A 20,287-nucleotide genomic window follows, 5' to 3' on the forward strand; every position below is an offset into this window, starting at 1 on the left:
ATGGATCTTTCGCTGCTGCTCTCGAATCTGCCGTACCTGCTGGTCGGCGCGTTTCCGGACGGCCCGCTCGGCGGCGCCGCGCTGTCGCTGGTGTTGGCGCTCGCGTCCGCGATCGCGTCGGCCGCGCTCGGCGTGGTGCTCGGCGTCGCGATGGCGCTTGTACGCGGCCCGGCGCGCGTGCTGCTGCTCGCGTTCATCGGCTTCTTTCGCGCGATTCCGGTGCTGATGCTGATCTTCTGGACGTATTTCCTGATGCCGGTGCTGCTGCACATGGATGTGCCGGGGCTCGCGACGGTCGTGTGCGCGCTGGCGCTGATCGGTGGCGCGTATCTCGCGCATGCGGTGCATGCGGGGATCGTCGCGGCCGGCGACGGGCAATGGCAGGCCGGCCTGTCGCTCGGGCTCACGCGCTGGCAGACGGTGCGCTACGTGCTGTTGCCGCAGGCGATCCGGATCATGACGCCGTCGTTCGTCAACCAGTGGGTCGCGCTCGTGAAGGACACGTCGCTCGCGTATATCGTCGGCGTGCCGGAACTGTCGTTCGTTGCAACGCAGGTGAACAACCGGCTGATGGTGTATCCGGCGCCGATCTTCCTGTTCGTCGCGGTCATCTATCTGGTGCTGTGCACGTCGCTCGACGGCGCGGCGCGGTGGTTGCTGTCGTGGCGGCCGCGGTCGCGGCGTGTCGAGAGCACGGCGGTCGAACGGATCAAATCCCTCCGATGATGTAATCCCGATACGCGGTTGCAAGGGAGCCGATTACTGGTCGCATGCCGATTCGACCTCGCAATTCTGTCAGGGATTTTTTCGAAATGATGGATGAGGTAAGATTCGCGCGGATTGCCGTTAACAATACCGTCGATATTTGCAGTTGACGGAATATGTCATTACATAAAATAAAGATAATCGGATTGACGCGGCCTTTCCACGGTTTCAATTAGCTTCCATGCGATGTTCGAGGCCGTGAGGGCGGATCGAACGAGAATCGCGAGTAGACCAAGAATATGAACAAAAACCATTATCGGCTGGTGTTCAGCCGCGTACGGGGTATGTTGGTTGCCGTCGAAGAGACGGCCAGCAGGACGGGGAAAACAAATACGGGCGAGACTCGTCGCGTCGCCGAGCGCGGCGGCGAGCATCATCCGGCAGCGAAGTTCGCGTTACGGGTTGCTGCATTCGGCGCGCTGGTCGCAGCCGGCATGAATCCGATTTGGGCGACTGCGCAGATCGTCGGCGGAGGGGCTCACGCGCCCGCGGTGGTGCAGACGCCCAACGGCCTGCCGCAAGTCAACATCAACAAGCCGAGCGCTGGCGGCGTGTCACTGAACACCTATAACCAGTTCGACGTTCAGAAGAGCGGCGCGATCCTGAACAACGCGCCGACGATCGTCAACACGCAGCAGGCCGGCTATATCAACGGCAATCCAAACCTGAGCGCGGGGCAGGCGGCGCGCATCATCGTCAACCAGGTCAACAGCACCGCGGCTAGTCAGATCAGGGGGTATGTTGAGATCGCGGGAAGCCGCGCGGAGATCGTTCTTGCCAATCCAGCCGGGATCGTCGTGGACGGAGGTGGTTTCATCAATACGTCGCGGGCGGTCCTGACGACCGGTGTGCCGCAGTTCGGCGCGGACGGATCGTTGACGGGTTTCAACGTTAATCGCGGCCTCGTGACTGTGCAAGGTGCGGGCCTCGATACCTCGAATGTTGATCAGACCGACATCATCGCCCGCGCTGTACAGGCTAACGCCGCGATCTATGCGAAGAATCTCAACGTAATCGCGGGTGCGAATCAGGTCAATCACGACACGCTGGCCACGACGCCGATCGCGGGTGACGGTCCTGCCCCGGCTGTCGCGATCGATGTGGCTCAGTTGGGCGGCATGTATGCCAATAGGGTGTTTTTGGTCGGCAACTCCTCGGGCGTGGGTGTCGCGAACGCTGGCACGATCGCGGCGCAGGCAGGCGATCTGACGTTGCAATCGGATGGTCGGCTCGTGCTCACGGGCAAGACCACGGCGAGCGGCAACCTCGCGATGTCCGCCTCGGGCGGCATCCAGAATAGCGGCACCACGTATGCGCAACAATCGTTGTCGGCGAACTCTGCGACCGATTTCACGAACAGCGGGACGCTCGCGGCGCAGCAGAATGCGGCGATCAACGCCGGCAGCGTCAATTCGACCGGCACGCTCGGCGCGGGTGTGAACAACGACGGTTCCGTCGCGCACAGCGGCGACCTGAACCTGATTGTGTCGGGCCAACTGACCGCCATCGGCCAGAATGTGGCGGGCGGTAACGCATCGCTGACGAGCGGCAGTGTGAATCTCGCCGGCAGCCAGACCGCCGCGAACGGCAATCTGTCGCTGAATGCGACGGCCGGCGACGTGAATCTGTCGAACGCGACGACGAGCGCGCAAGGCGCCATTCAGGCGAACGCATCGGGCACCGTCATCAACGACCACGGTAGCCTGTCGAGTGGCAACGGCACGACGCTGACCGGCGGCAACCTGTCGAACCAGGGCGGCAAGATATCGTCGCAAGGCGCGCTGTCGGTGAATGTCGCCGGTCGGATCGCCAACCAGTCCGGCGAACTGGTATCCGAACGCACGGTGGACGTACGTGGCGGCGCCATCGCGAACAATCAGGGTACCGTTCAAAGCGCGGCCGGCATGACAGTGGCCGGTGCATCGCTGGACAACACGGCAGGTCGGATGACGTCGCTCAATAGCGACGGCCTCTCCGTAACGACCAGCGGCCAGTTGACCAACGCAGCGGGCACGACCGCGAACGGCGCGCAGGGCGGCGTGATCGGTGGCAACGGCGACGTCACCGTGCACGGCGGCAACGTCGCCAACCACGGGACGATGACGTCCAATACGAATCTGCATGTCTCGGGACGAGCGATCGACAATAGCAGTGGCGCTTTGCAGGCTACGCAAACGGTAGCGGTCGATGCGGGCGCGCACCTGATCAACAACGGCGGCTCGATTGTCGCTCAGACGGCAGAACTGACCGGCACGGCCCTCGACAATAGCGCGGGCGCCGTGAAGGCCGACAAGATGTCGTTGAATGCGACCGACCTCGTGAACCACGGCGGCACGATCACGCAGATCGGCACCGGCGCGATGAGCGTGAACGTGTCCGGCACGCTCGACAATTCGAACGGCGGTACGTTGCAAACCAACAGTACCGACCTGACGCTCGCCCCTGCGTCGCTGGTCAATGACGGCGGCAAGATCACGCATGCGGGCACCGGCGCACTTACACTCGGCAACGGCACGGGATCAGTGTCGAACGTCGGCGGTACGATCGCGAGCAATGGGCGCGTGGTGGAGCGATCGGCCAAGCTGAACAACACATCCGGTTCGATCACCGGCCAAACCGGCCTGTCAGCCACGGTCGGTAGCGTGCTGAACAATACGAACGGCAAGCTGCTGTCCAATACGGACCTCGGCATGACGAGCGGCACGCTCGCAAACGACGGGGGGCGGATTGGTGCGACGACGAATGCGGTAATCCACACGGGCTCGATGACGAACCTGAGTGGATCGGTCAGCGCGTCCAACGTGTCGGTGACGGCTGATTCGACGCTTGACAACAACGGCGGCAAGCTCGAAGCCAACCAACTCGCATTGACCACACCGAACCTGACGAACCATGGCGGCACGATCACGCAATATGGCTCGTCGGCCATGGCTGTCAACGTCAGCGGCACGCTCGATAACTCGGCAGCCGGTGTGATTCAGACGAACAGCACCGATCTTATGCTGACTCCGGCTTCGCTCGTGAACGATGGCGGCACGATTACGCACGCCGGTACCGGCACGCTGGCGATTGGCAATGGCGCTGGTTCGATGTCGAACGTCGGCGGCTCGATCGTGAGCAACGGGCGCGTTATCGCGCAAAGCGGTTCGCTGAACAACACCTCGGGAGCGATCAACGGCCAAGCCGGGGTGACGGCGACGATCGCCGGCGTATTGAACAACACGAATGGCAAGCTGTTGTCCAGTACGGACCTTGCTGTTTCCAGCGGGACACTAACGAACGACCGTGGCCAACTTGGCGCAAGCGCGAACGCGATGATCCACACGGGCTCGATGTCGAACCTGAACGGTTCGATCGTTGCGCCAAATCTGTCGGTGATGGCCGACTCGACGCTTGACAACAATGACGGTTCGCTCGAAGCGAATCAGCTCGCGTTGAGCGCGTCGAATCTCACGAACCACGGTGGCACGATTACGCAACTTGGCTCGTCGGCCATGGCTGTCAACGTCAGCGGCACGCTCGACAATTCGAATGGCGGTACGCTACAAACCAACAGTACGGACCTGACGCTTTCCCCTGCATCACTCGTGAACGATGGCGGCACGATTACGCATGCCGGCAGCGGCATGCTGACGCTTGGAAACGCGACGGGATCGGTATCGAACGTTGGCGGGTCGATTGCAAGCAACGGTCGCGTCGTGGAGCATTCGGCCACGCTGAACAATACATCGGGGTTGATCAACGGCAAATCCGGGTTGACGGCGACGGTCGGGAACGTGCTGAACAATACGAACGGCAAGTTGCAGTCCCGCGCGGACCTTGGCGTTTTCAGCGGCACGCTGACGAATGACGGCGGTCAGATCGGCGCGAGCACGAATGCGTCGATCCACACGGGCTCGATGACGAACCAGAGCGGATCGGTCAGCGCGTCCAGCCTGTCCGTGACGGCCGGTTCAACGATCGACAACAGCAGGGGCAAGCTCGAAGCCAACCAACTTGCGTTGACCGCGCCGAACTTGACGAACCACGGCGGGACGATCACGCAATATGGCTCGTCGGCCATGGCTGTGAACGTCAGCGGCTCGCTCGACAACTCCGCAGCAGGCGTGATTCAAACGAACAGTACCGACCTGACGCTGGCCGCTAGCCAATTGAACAATGCAGGCGGCACGATCACGCATGCCGGTACCGGGACGCTGACAATCGAGCCGGGTAACGGTGCGAGTGCGCTGAACAATGCAGGCGGGACCATTGTCACCAAGGGGCAGGCGGTTGTCGATGCGAGCAGTTGGGACAACTCGAACGGCATTCTCGCGGCACAGGGCGGCGTCACGGCGACGGTTGCGGGCGACGTGAACAACGCACAAGGGCTGGTGCGTGCGGGCGCGTCTCTGTCGTTGACGAACGGCGGCGCGCTGGTGAACCAGGCCGGGCACGTTCAGGCCGGGCAGGCGACGGCCGGGGACACGAGCACGCTCGCGGTTCATTCCGGATCGGTCAACAACGCTGACGGGGCCATTACCGACCTCGGCACGGGCGCGATGACTGTGCAAAGCGGCAGCCAGGTCACGAACAGCCGCGCAGGCAACGTGTCGGGCATGGGCGCGATCACCGGTAATGGCGACGTGACGATCAGCGCGACATCGATTTCCAACACGCAGGGCGGGGAGTTGAGCGGTGCGAGCCTCCATGTTCAAGGGACGATCTTGGACAACAGCGGCGGACAAATCGGCAGCGTTGCGAATTCGAGCGGCGACGTGGACGTGACGACGAGCGCGGCACTCACGAATACGAACGGGCACATCAGCGCCACACACGATCTGGCGATCACGGCTCCGACACTGCAAGGCGGCGGCGCGTATAGCGCAGCGCACGATGTACGCGTGAATCTGCAAGGTGATTACACGACAACGCCGGGTACACAGTTCAACGTCGGTAACGATCTTACCTTTGCGCTGCCCGGTACGTTCACCAACAACGCGGGTTTCCAAACCATCAATGGCCTGAACATCAACGCGGCCAGTATCGTCAACTCGGGCGCGTTGTCGGCCGGCGGACTGCTGCATACGCAATCGAGCAATCTGTCCAATACCGGGTCGCTGGTGGGAGGGAGCGTCTCGCTCAACGCAACCGGCACGGTGTCGAACGTCGGGCCGACGGCGTTGATTGGCGCATCGGATAGTAACGGCAAGCTTGAAATTCTCGCGCACGACATCGAAAACCGTGACGACACGACGGCGACCGATTCGATGCCGACGACGGCGATTTTCGGGATGGGTAAGGTTGTACTCGCGGGCGGCAAGGACGCGAGCGGCAATTACACGAATGCGGCACTCGTCAATAATTCGTCGGCATTGATTCAGTCCGGCAGTGATATGGAGCTGCACGCCGACAAGGTGACGAGCACGCGTCGCGTGATGAGCACCACGGGAAGCACGAGTAACGTCGATCCGGCGGTACTTGCACAATACGGCATCAGCTTGTCGGGCTGTGCGGCGTATTTCGCGGGGAATTGCACTGGTCAGACGAGTTACGGTATTCGGTCCGACAACCTCACGCCGGACATGAGCGACGTGTTGCTCAAACAGCCGGGCGGCATGTATATCGAGCCGCCTCACGGCGGCCAATGGAACAGCAGCTATCAGTACACAACCTATACCGGCACCGCCGTTGCGAACACGGTCACGGCATTGAGTCCGGCCGCGCAGATTGTGTCGGGCGGCAAGATCGATGCGTCGTCGACCGGTACCCTCCAGAACTACTGGAGCAGCATCACGGCCGTCGGCAATCTCCACTTGCCGCAAAACTATGACGGTAACGGTTGGGCGGCGACGGGCCAGCAGGCACCGACCGTGACGGTGACGTACTCGGGACAGTATCACTACAACAACTACGACAACTCCGAGCACAACTGGCAGTTGCCGTTTGGCGATGCCACGTTCGTGACGAGTCGTCCGGGTGGCTATACCCAGGTCGCTCCAGCGGACGTCAAGACCTACAAGCTGCCGGGCTACGATTCGACCTTGGGTTCGAACGGCACGATTTCCGGCACGGGCGTGAGCATCAACAACACCGCTGGCAACGCATCGCTGCCGTCGCTCGGCCTGCTGCCCGGTCAATCGGTCACGGGTTTGACGCCTGTCTCGCTCAATGGTGCTGCGACGGGCTCGGGGGTGACCGTGACGCCTGCCACGCTCAATGGCAATGCAACGGCTTCCGCAACGGCTGGCGGCGCCGTTCGAGGGGCGGTCGCGGGCGCGGGTGCCCAATCGGCGGCACCGGTGCATGGCGGCGCCTCAACACCGGTCGATCGGATCATTGCAAGCGCGACTGCGTTGAACGTGCTGAACAACCTGACGATTCCGCAGGGTGGCTTGTACCGACCGAATCCGTCGCCGAATGCGAGCTACGTGATCGAGACGAATCCGGCGTTCACGAACCAGAAGAACTTCATTTCGAGCGACTACTTTTTTGGTCAGATCGGGGTTGACCTCACCCACATTCCGAAGCGCCTGGGTGACGGCTTCTATGAGCAGCAGCTTGTACGCAATCAGGTGACGGCGCTGACGGGCCGCGCGGTATTGGGTCCTTACACGGATCTTCAGGGTATGTATCAGCAGCTTATGGCGGCGGGTGCAGCGCTGGACAAGCAACTCAATTTGCCGATTGGCGCGAGCCTGTCTCCCGAGCAGGTGTCGAAGCTGACCGGTAACGTGATCATGATGGAAACGCGCGCGGTCGACGGTCAGTCGGTGCTCGTGCCGGTCGTGTATCTGGCACAGGCGAACCAGCAGAACGTCAATGGTCCGCTGATCACCGCCACCGACATCGATCTGAAGGACGCGCAGAACTTCACGAACAGCGGCACGCTGAAAGCGGACAATTCGTTGTCGATTCAAGGCAAGCAGATTGACAACGCGTTCGGTGCGCTGCAAAGCGGCGGTCTGACGACATTGATAGCTGAAGGTAACGTTGATCTGACTTCGGCCAAGGTAAAGGCTGGCAATCTGTTGATCGGCGCAGGGGGCGACCTGATTCTTAATACCGCAGCCAAGACCGAGACGCAGGTGAGTCGTGACGGTGCGATCAGCGTTAAAACGACGCTTGGGCCGACGGCGAGTGTTGATGTGGCTGGCGATGCCGGGATCATCACCGGGGGGAACTTCCAGCAGAACGCCGGCAGCCTGACGGTGGGCGGCAATTTCGGCGCATTGATCGGCGGTGACTGGGATCTGGGCGCGGCGCAAACGGGAGAGCACAAGGTTGTTCAGCGCGCGAACGGTGTGTCGAATACCGATTTCAACCAATCTGCGGTCAGTTCGGTCAAGGTCGGAGGCGTGTCGGCAGTCGCCATCGCGGGTGATCTGACCTCGCACGGCGCACAGATCGAGCTGGGTAAGGGGGGCGCGATTGCCGCGCAGGGGAACATCTCTCTGTTGGCGGTAAGCGCGACCTCAAACTTGAACAGCAACAGTTCGGGTAGCGATAGCCACGGCAGCTACGCGGACACGCAACATGCGTCAGATCAGACGCTGACGGGTACCATGCTCAAGAGCGGCGATGCACTCAGCCTTTCATCGAGCAAGGACATTACGCTCAGCGGCAGCGCGCTGGTCCTCGACAAAGGCAAGGCGACGCTGGATGCGAAGGGGGATGTAAATATCGGCGTCGCGACCGAGACGCACGAACTCAATTCGCACGAGAATCACAGTCACGGTAGCGTGGTCAGTAGCACGAAGGTGGCAAGCGGTCTTGACCAGGCCGACACAATCAGTCACGGTAGTCTGGTGTCGGCCGACAGCGTGTCGGTGAGAAGCGGGCACGACATCAACGTGACCGGTAGTGCGGTTGCCGGAACGGGCGATGTCTCGCTGGACGCTGCGCGCCACGTGAATGTCCTTGCGGCGGAGGATCGGAGCGATTCGTCGGCGTATTTCGACAAGAAACAATCGGGTGTGATGGGTTCCGGTGGTCTGGGCTTCACGATTGGTTCGGCCGAGCAAAAGGCGCAGTCGGATAATCACGTGGTTACGCAAAGCCAGGACCGCAGCACGGTTGGTAGCGTGCGGGGCAACGTGTCGATCAAGGCCGGTGAAAACGTCCACATCGGTGGCAGCGACGTTACAGCGGGTAAGGCCGCAGGTGACACTAAGAACGCGACGGGCAATATCAAGATCGCAGGCCAGAATGTCACGATCGATCCGAGTGAGGACGACACACGAACCCACGACCAGCAGGAATCGAAGTCCAGCGGCTTGACGTTCGCGGTCACTGGTACGCCGTTCGATACGGTTCGTAATCTGAAAGACAACGCGTCAACCGGTAACGCATTCCAACGCGGGCAGAGCGTTGCGAACGAGATTGGCGCTAGCGCGCTTGATGTGCCGTCGATTTCCGTGACTTATGGTCGCAGCCAGAGCAAGAGCGTGATCGATACGTCGAACCAGACGCATGCCGGCAGCGCAATCCGAGGTGCGGGCAACGTTTCCGTGACCGCCACGGGCGGCGCGGAGCGCGACGCACAGGGCAATGCGATTGACGGCGATATTAACGTGATCGGCTCGACGATCAGTGCAGGCGGCAAGACGCTGCTGGATGCAAACCGGAACGTGAACCTCACGGCTTCGACTGACCAGTATCAACAGAGCAACGCATCGAGTAGTTCGAGCACGAGTATTGCCCTCCTGTCGTCACCGAGCCTGGGCGATTTGGGGCGTTGGATCAGTGGTACGGCGAACCATGGCGGCAACAGTCCCTCGCCGTACAACGCGAGCCGCAGTAGCTCAGACGGAAACATGTCGGAGACGCACCAGACGGCGAGCCTTGTCACTGGCGACAAGGTTGAAATCATCAGTCGAACGGGTGATGTGAACGTCGTCGGATCGGGGGTGAGCGGCACTCACGATGTGAAGGTGACAGCCGACAAAGGTGCGATCAACGTGCTCGCAGGCCTGGAGACGAGCGTGAGCCATCAAGAATCGAGCAGTCGCCAGATCGGCAGCCTTGGCAGCAATGGCACGTCAACGGGTTTCAGCGTCGGTGTGGCGAACAGCCATACGGTGCAGGATAGTGCGAGCCAGACGCAGAACACGATGCGCAGCCAGATCGCGAGCGCGAGCGGAAACGTAACGCTCGACGCGAAGAAGGATATTACGGTCGCGGGTTCTGACTTGATGGCGGGCAACGACCTGAAGCTCAAGGGCGAGAATGTCCACCTTGACCCGGGCTCGGATACGACGCAAACGAGTATGAGCCAGCACTCGAGCCAGTTCGGCGTTAGCCTTGCGTTGGGCGGTGCCGTGGGTAATGCCGTGGCCGCGGTAAACCAGAGCATGCGAAACCCGGCGCGTGGTGGTGATGCGCGCCTTGGCGCGCTTGACAAGGCGCAGGCCGCGCTCTCGGTCTACGACGCGACCAAGGTGGCGGAGAACTTCAGTAATGGCAAGCCGACCGGGCAACCGCTCATAAAGGCGACGGTGAGCATCGGCGGTGGCACGAGCAGCAGTGAATCACGTAGCAGCTCGCTTGCGAACACCGGGAGCACGCTTACGGCAGGGCGGAACGTCGAGGTAATCGCCACGGGAAGCGGTGCAAAGGATGCGGACGGTTTTGCGGCGGACGGCAATATCGACGGTCGCGGCACGCGCATTACGGGCAAGAACGTGACACTCGACGCTGCGCGCGATATCAACCTGCAAAGCGCGAAGGATACGACGCAACTGTCGAGCAGCAACAGCAGTAGCGGCGGCAGCATCGGTCTCGGCGCGAGCCTTGGTGGACAGCAGAACGGCTTTACGCTCGAATTGGGCGCGAGTATGGCGCGTGGTAACGCGAACGGTCAGAGCGTGACGAACCGCGATACGGTGGTGTCGGCAAGCGATACCCTTACATTGAAGAGTGGTCGCGATACGAATCTGCGCGGAGCTGAAGCGACGGGCAATCGTGTTGTCGCGGACGTGGGTCACGATCTGAACATCCAGAGCCAGCAGGATACGGCGACGTATGACAGCAAGCAGACGAGCGGCGGATTCCAGGCAAGCATCTGTGTGCCGCCGTTCTGCTACGGCCAGACGGTTAGCGGTAGCGCGAGCGCGAGCCAGGAGAACGTCAAAGCGAACTTCGCTTCGGTCAACCAGCAAAGCGGGATATTTGCAGGCAGCGGGGGTTATGACGTCAACGTCGGGAACCATACGCAGCTCGATGGTGGGGCGATCATTGCCACGGCAAGTCCCGACAAGAACAGCCTGTCCACGCAGACGCTCGGCTATACGAACATCGAAAACAAGGCGAGCTATTCGGGCGAGTCGGTCGGCTTCAGCGCGAGCGGTGGTGTGGGTAACAGTTCGTCCAAGGGTATCAATCTGAATACGCCAGTCACCCAATCCGGGCCAGTCGGGCGGGGACCGGTGACGCCGAACGGTTTGGGGCCCAGTGGGTTCTCGTCGGCGGGTACCAGCAGCGACGTGACGGGAACGACCTACGCAACGGTGAGTCCGGGCAAGATCACGGTTCGCGGTGATGCGGGTACGGATCATGACAGTACGGAAGGGCTGAATCGCGATACGTCGATTGCGAACGGGGCAGTGCAGAACACGTTCGACGCGCAGAAGGTGCAGAACGATATTGCAGTGCAGCAGGCAGCCGGTCAGGTCGGCATGCGGGTCGTCGGCGAGATCGGGAAGTACATGACGGATAAGGCAGCGGCCGCTGTAAAAACGGCCGATGCCGAGTTGAAGGCCGCCGAGAAATCGGGTGATCCGGTGGCGATTGCGACGGCCAAGGTCAATCTCGATTCAGCCAATCAGCAGTATGCGATGTGGAACGAGGACAGTGCGAGCCGTACGATCGCGCACGCGGTCGTAGCGGGGGGCGCTGCTGCGCTCGGCGGAGGTAACGTGGCCGGTGCAGTTGGCGGCACGCTGGCGGGCGACTACGCTAGGAAAGAAGTCGGGCAACTCACGAACGATACGCTCGGAGGGACGCTGCTGACGAACGTTGTAGCGGGTGCGGCTGGTGCAGCAGCAGGCGGAGCGATCGGCGGCGCGTCGGGGGCAATTAGCGGTGGGGGTGGTGCGTTGAGTGCCGACATGTACAATCGGCAATTGCACCCTGACGAAAAGGCCGCCATTGCGAAGAAATCAAATGGAGATAAAGATTTAGAAAACGAATTGACGCGTGCGGCCTGTTACGTAGTTCAATGCTGGGCGGAATTTACTCCAAATAGTGCGCAATATCGGGAAAATTTCGTTTCTATTGTTGAGGCTGAGAATCTCAAATCTCAGATTGATTGGGTCGTGGAACAGCAGAGCCGAGGTTTGTTTGTTTATTCTGAAAGTCAAAGGTATGTCGACAACGTAAAGTCGAATCTGATCGCGCCGGCGAAGGATGTGGTCAAAGTTGCTACGGGAACCATAGCGACTACGACTGGACTTGGCCTCTGTTCCGCGACGGGCGTTGGGTGTATTGCTGGCGGGCCGATGGCCGCAATGGGAGCAAGTGATATAACAGAAGGGGGGACAGGCTTGTATCGCTTCTATTTCGGGGACGGGGCGGTAGGATACAATCCGCTGAAAAGCGCTGCTACGACGGTATTCCCCCAATGGGGCGAGGTTGGATACGATGTTGTCAACTTCGTTGTTAGTCTTGGCGCTCTTTCTGCGCCGCAGGTGCTTAACGTTGGCCTTGCAGATGGACTTGGACGTGCCAAGTCTATGTTCGGCGTAACTGTCCCGGCGTTTAATAACGTTAAATTGTTGCCGCTTACAAAAATGCCGTTACCTGGAGTAAATCAGCCGGCAATGCTAATTGGTGTTGGGGCAAAAGGTGCTGCAGTCTATACCGGCGTGTCGAATGCGAAAGGGGGTGAAGGAAAGTGAGGGGTAGCATGATTGAAAGAATTAGGGAAGTTGTTTTTATTATTTCAGTATCGTTTGGGACGGGTATTTTTTGGTCTTTTTTGATTTCGGGGGTGGTCAGGTACGCTTTTGGAGTTGATGAGAATAAGGTTCTTTTATTTTTGGGGTTTCCTGTATTTTTTGTCTATTTTTTTTGGTGTTGTTGTGCATTAAATAAAATTTTACGGAAAGCGAGGGGTGGTTAACGTATTTCGGCTGCTTGTCGTGGTGCATAGCCACGTATGCAGTCGATAGCGATCTGTTGGGCGAGATCGCGTAAGTGGTCTACGGGCAGAATCAAGGATTCGAGGGCAAATGAAAATCAAGAAGCGGCTGCCGGCGTTGATGTCGCTCCGGGTATAGTGAACGTGACTACTGAGTCTGCGGCGTTCACGTAATCGTCGTCGTTTCCGTCAAGAATGGCGGGGCTTGCATTCGAGATGTATGGCCGCTCGGCGTTGTATTTGCATATTCTATCCAGTGAGTGCTCTGCAGATCGCATTAACTGGAAGAGGCGTGATTATCCATCTATGAGATCAATGCATTCGGTAGTGCTATGAATAGAATATGTGATCTTTACTTGCCCGTGGGGTCGACGTCGGTTGACATCAGGTTTATCAGACTTTTTGATTCTGGATTCTTGTATGATGCCGGGCACTCGTATAGTGGCTTCATAAACGTGAACGTTTCTAGGGTAAAGTTGGTTTCGGTTGTGTCTGAGTTGCGAAAAAAAGAGGTTTTGTCTTTTAGTGTTCCTGTGGAATACCGGGATGGCAAGATCGTTGATGTTCGCGAAGCAATGGAAATTGCGGAGAATTATGCGAAGTCGATTGGTTGCTTAATAGTCGGAGCGTCGCCTCGATCGGGATTTGCGCCTTTATTTTGGGTGTTCGATATTGCAAGCAAAGAAGGGGGTATTGATAAAGTGGGAGGAGTAGTGATGGTGGATAAACTGGATGGTCACGTTTGGACGATGGCTGAGTACGAGGAGTATATGTACGACTACAACAACGTGTTTTGATTCCATTGAGATTGCTTGCCCCGATGGGTACTAAGATGTTGTTGTGAGAATTGGTCACTGTGCCTTGTTGATAGGCCGCAAAAAATGGACAAACTTGCTGTTCCTGTAAAGATTGAATGAGTGTGATATGGTAAAAGGACTCGGTTATTCGGATATTCAGATAAAGGGGTTAGATCATGTCGAAAAGCGCCTTCTGGCTCTTTCTGATAAGGTCAAATTCTTTTTGGAGATTATCTCAAGCGGCAGCGGAGACCCCGATTTTTGCCTGGTACGCCTTCGCTCTCACGCCATGGCTGCGGCCTTGGCCTCATGGTTCAAGGGGCGTGACATAATTTCCTTTAAGCAGTGGTGCTATGTATCTGGAAAGCTGGAATACATCTCGTTTCAGCGAGAGCCGAAAAGTTGGTATCCAGCGTATCTTCTGTTGATGCCGTTGCTGTCTGATCACGAGGGATTGATTCAATGGTTCGCGAGCAATGATCAGCCGTTCGACATGATTCGAGCCAATGATCCAGCGACGGCGGAATTTCACGGGTACCAGGCGCTTTTGGCTCTGCGCGGTGAATGGAAGACGTTGGAGCAGCGTTGCTTCCAGATCATTGGAAATTCGTCGGAAGAGATGAAAAAGTACGAAATAGATCATCGCTTCTATCTTGCATTGTCCCGTCAAGATGTGCCGAGCATGGAGGCGACGTTACAAGAGCTCACGTCACCAAAAGTTGCTAAGGTGCGAAACGCCGAACACGCGTTTGGCTTTACTGAAAAACTCATTGGCACCCATGCGGTGATATACGCAAAAATCGCGTGGCGTCACGGATTGAAGGTGAGGGTGGAGACGCCTTGGATTCCGGAGGAGTGGCTGCCGATTGAGCCGCTAGAAAATTACCTCGATCCTTACGAGTTTATGGGGAAATTTAAAGTCTGATCGGTTATTTTGCCTCTCGAACTTTTGCTCGAGCGTGATGGTGCTCCTTTGCTGGGATCAGGCGGAATCAGAGATTTAAGAACAATGAAAATTAAGAAGCGGCTGGCGGCTTTGCCGATCACAGCCTTAGTATCGCTCGGAGTCCAGGCGCAGCAGGCTCCCACGCCTGCCGATCAAGCCGCCGCAGCTCGCGCGAACGCCGAACAGGATCGGCAGGCGCAGCAGCAACGTGACGTGCAGCAGCGCGACGCGGCCGTGCGTACTCCTTCCGTGCGTTCCGATGTACCGAAGGCCGAAGCGTATCCGGCGCTTCCTGCCGAAACGCCGTGCTTTCGCATCGACCGCTTCACACTCGACGTCCCGACGTCATTGCCCGACGCAGCGAAAGCACAAGGTGCATCGGCTCTACCGATGGATCGTTTCACCTTCGCCCGGGAATGGTTGAACCACTACGCTGGTCAATGCGTCGGCAAGCAAGGTATTGACGTACTGATCAAGGGACTGTCGCAGGCGATTCTGGCGAGAGGTTACGTCACTACGCGGGTGCTCGTTCCCGAGCAAGACCTATCGACCGGCACGCTCAAACTTTCGCTGATTCCCGGCACGATTCGCCGTGTGCGCTTTGCTGATGAAAAGCTCCGCGGCACCTGGAAAACCGCCTTTCCCAGCCGCGACGGTGAGGTGCTGAACCTGCGCGACCTCGAACAAGGCCTTGAGCAAATGAAACGCGTATCGAGTCAGGATGTCTCGATGCAACTTGTTCCGGGTGATCTTCCCGGCGAAAGCGACGTCGTGCTCGACGTGAAGCGCGGCAAGCCGTGGACAGTCGTCGCGTCGATCGACAATTCCGGCACGCGTGCCACCGGCAAACTGCAAGGCAACCTCTCGCTCGGCATCGACAACCCGCTCGGCCTGAACGACGTGTTCAACGTCGGCGTCAGCCAGGATCTCGAATTCGGCGACAAGCGCCTCGGTTCGCACGGCTGGAACGTTTCTATTCGATTCCGTGGGGCTACTGGACGGCAACGCTCTCGGCTTACACGAACACGTACTACCAGCAGATCGCCGGCGTGAACCAGACGTTCATCGCAAGCGGCAACTCCAAGACGGTCGATTTCAAGCTGGCCCGCGTGCTGTCGCGTAGTCAAAATGATGTGTTCGGCGCCTACGTTCGCCTGTCGCGTCGTTTCGGACAAAGCTTTATCGAAGACACCGAGATCTCGCAGCAGCGCCGCAACAACACGATGATCGAACTGGGCCTGACCGATCGCCACTACTTCGGCGGCGCACAGTTCGACGGCTCGCTTGCATATCGTCAAGGTGTCGGTGGATTGGGCGCTCAGGACGATACGATGGCAGCGGGTGGTGGACCGACCTATCGCTTCAAGATGGCGGTGCTCGACGCGAACCTGTCGGCGCCGTTCGCGATCGGCAAACAGCCATTCCGCTATGTCGGCACATTCCACGGTCAGTACACCGGAAACACGCTTTACTACATCGACGACTTGACGATTGGCAGTCGCTACACAGTGCGCGGTTTCGATAGCGAAACGATGCTCACCGCGGCACGTGGCTTCTACTGGCGCAACGAACTACAGGCGCCGATCGGGCAGACGGGACAGGCAATTTATGCGGGGCTCGACTACGGTCGCGTATGGGGTCCGCAGCCTGTCGCCCTCGTCGGGACGCAATTGGCCGGCGCTGTGATCGGCATAAAAGGTAGCGTGGGCACGCGATTCGGAGCGTATGCGTACGATCTCTTCGCGGGTACGCCTGTCTACAAGCCGTCGGGTTTTCCGACTGCGCGAGTGACGCTCGGTTTTCAGGTGACTGCTCAGTTCTGAATAAACGCGGTCTTGTTTGTCATGAGGGAACCTATCTCGCTCAACTACGAGAGGTAAGTGCACACCACAGGCGGTATCGGGCGCAGGTCTGCTTTTACCCCGTGCCAGAACATCGGCTCAAGCCCGTGACCAGCCGACGGTGTAGAGAAGAGTGGCGGAGCACTTGACCGTACGCTCTTCCGCGACCACCAGCATCGTGTACCTCAGAATCAGCTTCGCTCCGCCGAGTAGTGCGTATCGAAAACCGCACGCAGCGTCGACGGACCGGTCGCGAAATCGCCCCACAGCGGCCCGTCATTCTGCGCGAACGCGAACGGCGTCGTCTTGATCGACGCAAGCCGGAAGCGCCATTGCGCGGCTTCCTGGCGGAACGCGGTGAGCTGCATGTCGGACAGCCCCGTCTGCGCGTTCGCGAGCGTGACGAGCGGATCGACCGGATCGTTCGCGATCCGCACCTCGAAATGCAGGTGCGGGCCGGTGGCCGCGCCCGTCATCCCGACCGAGCCGATGCGCTGGCCCTGCTTCACCGTTTCGCCGACCTTCAGCCCGCGCGCGTACGCGGACAGATGTGCGTAGTAGGTCGAATAGCCATCCGCATGATCGACGATCACGTAGCGGCCATAGCCGCCCGGATCGGTGCCGACGAACGACACGACGCCGTCGGCCGCCGCGTCGACCGGCGTGCCGCCCGGCGCGGCGAGATCGACGCCCGTATGGAACGCCATCGCCTGCGACAGCGGATGGATGCGCTCGCCGAAGAACGAGCTGATGCGCGTCCACTTGACCGGCATCGTGAACGCCGCGGCTTCGAGCGGCGAGCCGTCGAGCGTGTAGTACGCACCGTGTTCGGCGCCCGGCGCGTGGAACCAGATCGCGCCGAACGTGCGGCCGGCGACGCGCAGTTCGAGCGCGGTCAGGCGCGGCGTGCCGTCGTGCGCGTCGAACGCGAGGCGGTAATAGTCGCCGCGCTGCGCACTCGCGCGCATCGCGACCTTGCCGGTGACGAGATCGCCCAACTGGATGCGCACTTCGGGCGGCACGTCGAGACGATTCAGCGTATCGGACAGCGTGAGCTCGATGTCGCCTGCGCGCATCCCTTGCCGGTGATCGGGCGACGCGAACTGGAACAGGCTCGCGTAGCCGAGCATGTCGTTGCGATGCGCGCTGAGCGGCGCGAACAGGCCCGGCTGCGGGCTGCGATCGTTGCGCTCGAGGTATTCGTTGCGCTCGCCGAGCGTGCGTGCAAGCTCGCTCGTCACGAAATGCTGCGCGGTGGGAAACGGCGTATCGGACAGCACGCGCTGCGGCAGCGCGGCCGTGCCCGAGTCGACGGCGCCGGGCAGTTGCGACACGGCAGGCAGCGCGGCGGCGAGACCGAAGGCGGCGAGGGCGCCGAGCACGGCGGCCGGCACGAGCGCGCGCACGAGGCGCTGCGCGCGGCCGGGCGCGAAAGCATCAGGGGTTGCGGCAGGCTTGACCAAAGGTGTCCACATCCAGGAAAGCGGTTCAAAGAGGTGTGGGCAGGAGCCGTCGGCGGTCCATGCGTCAGGGGGGCGACATGGCGGGCGACGGGCGTGCAACAAAACAGGCCCCGCCAGGGGCCTGTATCGTTCCCGTTCGACCCAACTCGCGGGGCGGGCCCCGCTTCGAACGGCGGCGTGCATGCCGGGTCGAACCCGGTTATCACGAAGACGCTAAAGAAAGATGACAGCGTCAGTCTACCGATGTTCCGCGAAACGTTAAAAATTTTAAAGAGGGTCAGCTCATTCGTTTCGCACTGCGGTAAGTCGGGTTAAATCAGCATTTGTTACGACGATTTTCATTAGTCCGGCAATTTTTGCGCGCGCCTGCGCAGCGCGGCCGACGTGCGGACGGCGTCGAAACCGGCGTCGAGCATCGCCTCGGCGTCGTTCCACAGGTTGCCGCGCAGCCGGTTGGTCCAGATCATCGACGCGAACACGCCTTCGAGCAGCGACACCAGATAGACGGCAGCCAGATGCACGTCGAGATCGGCGGCGATTTCGCCGGCAGCGATCGCGCGACGCAGCAGCGCCTTCGTGATCCGCAGCATCTGCAGCTCGAGCAGCATGCGGCGCCGCTGCAGCGCGCCGTTTTCCTCGCTCTGCTCGCACTTCGTATAGAGGATCACGAGCACGCGCTGCATCGGGCCCGGCTCGCCGCATTCCTGCAGGTAGTGCGACGCGGCGCGGCGCAGCGTCGCGAACGGCGGCAGGCCGTCGCCGGCGTCGAAACCTTCCGACGTGCGCGCGAACGCGCGGTCGCACATCGCCAGACAGACTTCCATCTTGTTGCGGTAATGGCCGTAGACGGCGCCCCGCGACATCCCGGCGGCCTCGGCGAGGTCCGCCATCGCGGTTTGCGCGACGCCTCGCTCGAGCAGCACGAGCTCGGCGGCGTCGAGGATCCGGTGCTTGATGGCGAGCGATTCTTCCCGGGTCTTGCGGGCCATGTCGTGAAATTCCTTACAGTTCGCTGTCGTTTTATTGAGACAGTGTGTCGGTCAGATTGAAGGAGCCTGTATTTAATCAGACATGACTGATTATAATCGGCCACCCTGAGCCGCCGCATTGTATCGGCGGCGAACGTTCCGAGGTCAGAACATGAATAACAAACGCACCCTGTGGCGCCGCACGCGGCTGGCGCCGTTCGCGCTCGCGGCCCTGCTGGCGGTGGGCGGATGCGGAAAGGGCGACGAGGACGCCGCGCCGGAGGCCGCGAAGCAGGCCGCCGTCGTGACGGTGCGCCCGACGGCGGTGCCGATGACCGTCGAGCTGCCGGGCCGGCTGGACGCATACCGGCAGGCGGAAGTCCGCGCGCGGGTCGCGGGCATCGTCACCGCGCGCACCTACGAGGAAGGCCAGGAAGTGAAGCAGGGCGCGGTGCTGTTCCGCATCGATCCCGCACCGCTGAAGGCCGCCCGCGACGCCGCGCAGGGCGCGCTCGCGAAGGCGCAGGCCGCCGCGCTCGCGGCGACCGACAAGCGCCGCCGTTACGACGATCTCGTGCGCGATCGCGCGGTGAGCGAGCGCGACCACACCGAGGCCGTCGCGGCCGACACGCAGGCGAAGGCCGAGGTCGCCTCGGCGAAGGCGGAACTCGCGCGGGCGCAACTGCAGCTCGACTACGCGACCGTCACCGCGCCGATCGCGGGCCGCGCACGGCGCGCGCTCGTGACCGAGGGCGCGCTCGTCGGCCAGGACCAGGCGACGCCGCTGACGACCGTCGAGCAGCTCGATCCGATCTACGTGAACTTCTCGCAGCCGGCCGCCGACGTGGACGCATTGCGTCGCGCGGTGAAGAGCGGGCGCGCGACGGGCATCGCGCAGCACGACATCGCGGTGACGCTGCTGCGCGCGGACGGCACCGCATATCCGCTGAAGGGCAAGCTGCTGTTCAGCGATCTCGCGGTCGATCCGACCACCGACACCGTCGCGATGCGCGCGCTGTTCCCGAATCCGGAGCGCGAGCTGCTGCCCGGCGCATATGTGCGGATCGCGCTCGACACGGCGGTCGACCAGCGGGCGATCCTCGTGCCGCGCGACGCGCTGCTGCGTACCGCCGACCGTACGTCGGTGCGTGTGGTGGGCGCGAACGGCAAGGTCAAGGATGTCGAGGTCACGGCCGACCAGATGAGCGGCCACGACTGGCGCATCACGCGCGGCCTCGCGGGCGGCGAGCGCGTGATCGTCGACGACGCCGCGCAGTTCGCGCCGGATACCACCGTCAAGCCCGTCGAAAAGGCGCCGCGGTCGAAGGCGGCGCCGGCAGCGGCCGCTTCGCAGGCGGCCGCCCGTCAAACCTGACCGGTTCAAACCAA

The 20,287-nt window shown here is 60.8% G+C and carries 7 protein-coding genes and 1 pseudogene; 6 read left to right on the forward strand and 2 right to left on the reverse strand.

What is annotated here, in order from left to right:
- The 5 genes and pseudogenes from WS64_RS06850 to WS64_RS06865 all read left to right on the forward strand — a co-directional run bounded on the left by WS64_RS06850 (position 1) and on the right by WS64_RS06865 (position 16,449).
- A complete protein-coding gene (locus WS64_RS06850; protein WP_060966905.1) occupies positions 1 to 726 on the forward strand; it encodes an amino acid ABC transporter permease in 726 nt (241 codons plus the stop codon).
- Positions 727 to 1,004: 278 nt separating this feature from the next.
- Entirely contained in the window at positions 1,005 to 12,641 is an 11,637-nt protein-coding gene (locus tag WS64_RS06855; RefSeq protein ID WP_081103789.1) for a hemagglutinin repeat-containing protein, read from the forward strand.
- Between the two features lie 730 nt (positions 12,642 to 13,371).
- Positions 13,372 to 13,680, forward strand: coding sequence for a hypothetical protein (locus WS64_RS34225; RefSeq protein WP_155720403.1), 309 nt, complete (start codon positions 13,372 to 13,374; stop codon positions 13,678 to 13,680).
- Positions 13,681 to 13,807: 127 nt separating this feature from the next.
- On the forward strand, positions 13,808 to 14,605 hold the full coding sequence (locus tag WS64_RS06860; RefSeq protein WP_060966078.1) for an Imm49 family immunity protein: 798 nt from the start codon (positions 13,808 to 13,810) through the stop codon (positions 14,603 to 14,605).
- Between the two features lie 84 nt (positions 14,606 to 14,689).
- Positions 14,690 to 16,449, forward strand: a pseudogene (locus tag WS64_RS06865) (ShlB/FhaC/HecB family hemolysin secretion/activation protein).
- Positions 16,450 to 16,658: 209 nt separating this feature from the next.
- Here WS64_RS06865 and WS64_RS06870 read toward each other — a convergent pair.
- Positions 16,659 to 17,942 (reverse strand): M23 family metallopeptidase, encoded by a 1,284-nt coding sequence (locus tag WS64_RS06870; RefSeq protein WP_060966079.1) that lies wholly within the window; start codon positions 17,940 to 17,942, stop codon positions 16,659 to 16,661.
- A 329-nt stretch (positions 17,943 to 18,271) separates the two neighbouring features.
- A complete protein-coding gene (locus WS64_RS06875; RefSeq protein WP_059584121.1) occupies positions 18,272 to 18,919 on the reverse strand; it encodes a TetR family transcriptional regulator in 648 nt (215 codons plus the stop codon).
- Positions 18,920 to 19,070: 151 nt separating this feature from the next.
- On the opposite strand from WS64_RS06875, the gene WS64_RS06880 reads away from it, so the two are divergent.
- The gene (locus WS64_RS06880) at positions 19,071 to 20,273 is read left to right on the forward strand and encodes a MexX/AxyX family multidrug efflux RND transporter periplasmic adaptor subunit (protein ID WP_059643278.1); all 1,203 of its coding nucleotides are present in this window, start codon (positions 19,071 to 19,073) and stop codon (positions 20,271 to 20,273) included.
- Positions 20,274 to 20,287 lie beyond the last annotated feature (14 nt).

The organism is Burkholderia anthina (genome assembly GCF_001547525.1).
GTDB classification, from domain to species: Bacteria; Pseudomonadota; Gammaproteobacteria; order Burkholderiales; family Burkholderiaceae; genus Burkholderia; species Burkholderia semiarida.

Excerpts from the sequence above, each read along its gene's own strand:
- WS64_RS06850 (WP_060966905.1), top strand. The coding sequence starts at position 1 with ATGGATCTTTCGCTGCTGCTCTCGAATCTGCCGTACCTGCTGGTCGGC.
- WS64_RS06855 (WP_081103789.1), top strand. The coding sequence starts at position 1,005 with ATGAACAAAAACCATTATCGGCTGGTGTTCAGCCGCGTACGGGGTATG.
- WS64_RS06860 (WP_060966078.1), top strand. The coding sequence starts at position 13,808 with ATGGTAAAAGGACTCGGTTATTCGGATATTCAGATAAAGGGGTTAGAT.
- WS64_RS06870 (WP_060966079.1), bottom strand. The coding sequence starts at position 17,942 with ATGTGGACACCTTTGGTCAAGCCTGCCGCAACCCCTGATGCTTTCGCG.
- WS64_RS06875 (WP_059584121.1), bottom strand. The coding sequence starts at position 18,919 with ATGGCCCGCAAGACCCGGGAAGAATCGCTCGCCATCAAGCACCGGATC.
- WS64_RS06880 (WP_059643278.1), top strand. The coding sequence starts at position 19,071 with ATGAATAACAAACGCACCCTGTGGCGCCGCACGCGGCTGGCGCCGTTC.